This window comes from Desulfobacterales bacterium (genome assembly GCA_029211065.1).
Lineage (GTDB): Bacteria > Desulfobacterota > Desulfobacteria > Desulfobacterales > JARGFK01 > JARGFK01.
The window spans coordinates 1-3,581 of sequence record JARGFK010000209.1 but is presented as its reverse complement, the minus strand read 5'-3'; the positions used below and the strand labels follow the sequence as shown (position 1 = coordinate 3,581).

General features: G+C 43.8%; 5 protein-coding genes. All 5 read right to left on the bottom strand.

All coding sequences use genetic code 11. The features are described from left to right. The coding region (gene galE / locus P1P89_22700; GenBank protein MDF1594332.1) for a UDP-glucose 4-epimerase GalE at window positions 1-841 on the bottom strand (841 nt) is incomplete at its 3' end. Between the two features lie 108 nt (window positions 842-949). Continuing rightward, entirely contained in the window at window positions 950-1,894 is a 945-nt protein-coding gene (locus P1P89_22695; GenBank protein ID MDF1594331.1) for an SDR family oxidoreductase, read from the bottom strand. Window positions 1,895-1,961: 67 nt separating this feature from the next. Then, on the bottom strand, window positions 1,962-2,417 hold the full coding sequence (locus tag P1P89_22690) for a PIN domain-containing protein (protein MDF1594330.1): 456 nt from the start codon (window positions 2,415-2,417) through the stop codon (window positions 1,962-1,964). After that, window positions 2,414-2,659 carry an AbrB/MazE/SpoVT family DNA-binding domain-containing protein gene (locus P1P89_22685; protein MDF1594329.1) on the bottom strand — a complete coding sequence of 82 codons (246 nt, stop codon included), beginning with the start codon at window positions 2,657-2,659 and terminating at the stop codon, window positions 2,414-2,416. Before P1P89_22685 ends, P1P89_22690 begins: the two co-directional genes overlap by 4 nt. A 173-nt stretch (window positions 2,660-2,832) precedes the next feature. Then, window positions 2,833-3,333, bottom strand: a complete 501-nt coding sequence (locus P1P89_22680) for a GntR family transcriptional regulator (protein ID MDF1594328.1) — start codon at window positions 3,331-3,333, stop codon at window positions 2,833-2,835. Window positions 3,334-3,581 lie beyond the last annotated feature (248 nt).

The following is a 3,581-nucleotide window of genomic DNA, read 5'->3' as shown; positions in this document are numbered from 1 at the left end:
TTTCCGATTCAATCGCAGTAATATTTTTACCGGCAATCTCTCTTGCGGTTTCTATGACTTCCCTTACCGAGAAACCGTTACCATTGCCCAGATTAAAGCTATCACTCTTTCCGGTTTCCTTAAGATATTCAAGCGCAAGTACATGGGCATCAGCAAGATCGGAAACATGTACATAATCCCGAATACAGGTGCCGTCGGGCGTATCGTAATCGGTCCCAAAAATTTTTACGTTTTCGCTTCTGCCTGCCGCCGCATCCAGGACCAGGGGTATCAAATGGGTTTCCGGGTCATGATCTTCTCCGATTTCCGCATCGGGATCGGCTCCGGCGGCATTGAAATAACGCAAAGAGACATATCCCATGTCATGGATATTGGAAAAATCTTCCAGCATCCGTTCAACCGTAAACTTACTGACGCCGTAAGGGTTGATCGGCTTTGTGGAATGGTCTTCGGGTATGGGAACCGTTTCAGGATTTCCATAGACGGCGCAGGTGCTCGAAAATACAATATTCCGGATGCCGTGGTCGCGCATGGCTTCAAGAATTGTCAATGAACCGACGACATTGTTCCGATAATATTTTCCGGGATTTTCAACGGATTCCCCCACATACGCAAAGGCCGCAAAATGCATGACCGCATCGGGTTTGTACTTTTCGATAACCGCATCAAGTCTTTGCCTGTCTAAAATATCCCCTTTTTCAAAAGGGCCCCATTTCACCGCCCAGGTATGTCCATAGATCAGGTTGTCATATGTAACAGGGGTATAACCTGCTTTCGCAAGCGCTTTGCAGGCATGTGACCCGATATAACCCGCTCCGCCCGTTACCAATACATTTGTCATAAACCCTCACCAAAATAATGTCTAATCTCTCGCTGAGTCCACAGAGAACTCAGAGATATAAATATTCTGATGAATAATCCTGTGGCCTCAGCAGGCTCTGTAATTTTTTCATTTCACAAACTGCCTGAAATATTCGATGGTCTTTTGAAGACCGGCTTCAAGCTTTACCCTTGGTTTCCATTCCAACTGCTTTTTGGCAAGCGTTATATCCGGTCGACGCTGCTTAGGATCATCCTGCGGCAACGGCTGAAAGACAATTTTTGATTTTGAACCGGTCAGTTGAATAATCTTCTGGGCCAGTTCCAGCATGGTGAACTCATCCGGGTTGCCGATATTGACCGGACCGGTAATATCGTCCGGACTGTTCATCAGGCGGATCAAGCCGTCGATCAAGTCGTCCACGTAGCAGAATGAGCGCGTCTGCGTACCGTCCCCGTAAATGGTAATCGGCTCGTTTCTTAGGGCCTGCAGTATAAAGTTGGAGACCACCCGGCCGTCATTGGGATGCATTTGCGGTCCATAGGTATTAAAGATGCGGGCCACCTTGATTTTTAGTTTGTGCTGACGATGATAGTCGAAAAACAGCGTTTCAGCACAGCGCTTGCCTTCATCATAGCACGATCGTGGACCGATGCAGTTTACGTTGCCGTGATAAGACTCCGGCTGGGGATGTACCGCGGGATCGCCGTAGACCTCCGAAGTAGATGCCTGAAGAATTTTGGCCTTGATCCGTTTGGCCAGTCCCAGCATGTTGATGGAGCCATGAACGTTGACCTTGGTGGTCTGGACCGGATCGTTCTGGTAGTGAATGGGGGATGCCGGGCAGGCCAGATTGTAAATTTCGTCCACTTCCAGGTACAGCGGAAAGGTAATGTCATGGCGTAACAGTTCAAAATAGGGGTCTTTTAACAAGGGGACGATATTCTGTTTGGTGCCGGTATAAAAATTATCAGCACAAATTACATCGCACCCGTCTTGTAGCAGTCTTTTGCAAAGGTGCGAACCTAAAAACCCTGCGCCGCCGGTAACCAGAATCCGTTTTTGTAAATGCATACTGTATCCTCGCACTCTTAGAGACCTTTACACAACACCCATGAAATGTTTCCTTAAAAGACCTGTCTCAGCTTTCAAAGGAAAAAAGCATTTCCGCAGGCAAAGCATTGATGAAATGGCGATCATTTGAAATAATAAGATCGACTTTGGAATAGAGACCGGAAGCGATTATCAGGCTGTCAATGGATCGCAACGCTTTCCAGTTTATTCTTTTATCATTCCCTATTTTTTCCAAAACTTCGTAGGTTATGTTCATGCATTGACAGTTCGGGAAATTGACAAGGTAATTTTTCACCTCAATTGCGATATCCCCCTTTCCTGCTTTTATCGGCCCGTGCATGACTTCGGCGACAGAGATAATAGAGATGACCGCTTCCGCTTTGCCTTCTTCCACCATGGTAAATAATTCTTTCGATAAAGCGTCATAGGGTTGAATCATATCCGTCAAATATATGATGATATTGCTGTCAATAAGGACTTTTTTTCCGTTGACGGTATTTTTCAGCTTCTTTAGTGAAATCAAGGGAGCCTCTCTTCCCGTTCAGCGTCGATGAATTTATCCACGCTTTCAGATTTGTCGCCTATTGTCTTGCCGGTGAGTCCGGATAATTTTGATGTAAAGGACGGAACTATTTCCAAAATAAGTTTGTCCTTTTTTTTATTAATGAGAATTCTTGACCCGGATGTGATCTTCATTTCCTTTCTAAGATGTGCAGGCAAAACAACATATCCCCTGTCGGAAACTGTAACGCTGATTGGCTTCATGCTGCAATCCTCCTATTGTGTTGTAAATATATTATATGCAGCAAAATATTTTATTGTCAACATATTTACAACTTAGCAGTTGTGGCTTTATATATAGCTCCGCCCCTTGAATTACAGGTTACAATGGATAAATTATATTATAATACAAATAGTTATAGATAGTATTCGAAAACTTATTTATCTGATTTTTCCCAGATCAATATTCGGGGGCGGTTCTTTAGCTTTGGGAAAAAATCATTAAATTCCTCACAGCTTACCACCACAGTTCTTATTTTTCTTTTAATATAGCGTTCAGTTTTTCTGCTCAGATCATTCAGGTGAAACTGGTCGATATTTCCAATTAGGACAAGATCGATAATTCCGCTGTCTTTACCTTCTGCATAATCATCGATAAGATATGCCTTCTCTAACTCGCCCAGCCGATTGACGATCCCGTCGATGACCTGGTCGATGCCCATGACTTTGCTGACCATTGATTTGAGTTCGTTAAAGAGGGGGTGCTCCGGATTGGCCGTATAAAAGACCTGTCGTCCGCTTCGCTGGGACTTCAGCAAATCAGTACGGGTGAGTTGGTTCAGCTCCTCGCGCACAGAATTGGTGGAAACATTAAATTCATTGGCGAGTTCGCGCAAATACGAACGGGTTTTGGGATTGAAGAAAAATTTTACCAGCAATTTAATCCTGGTCTTTGAAGATATAAGCCCTGCAAAAAGGTCGTTCAAATTTTAAATCCTTTTTGAGTAGTTTTGCTACTCATATCATGTTCATATTTTTTTATCAATCTTTTTTAAATCAGTCATGCGAGTGACCGCTTAAATCTTGATTTAGCAGATTTAAAAAAACTACCGGAAAGGGATATTAAGGGCAGACTAATGGTTTTCTTTTGTAGGAGACGGAACTTGACTCGATTCTGATCCGAATT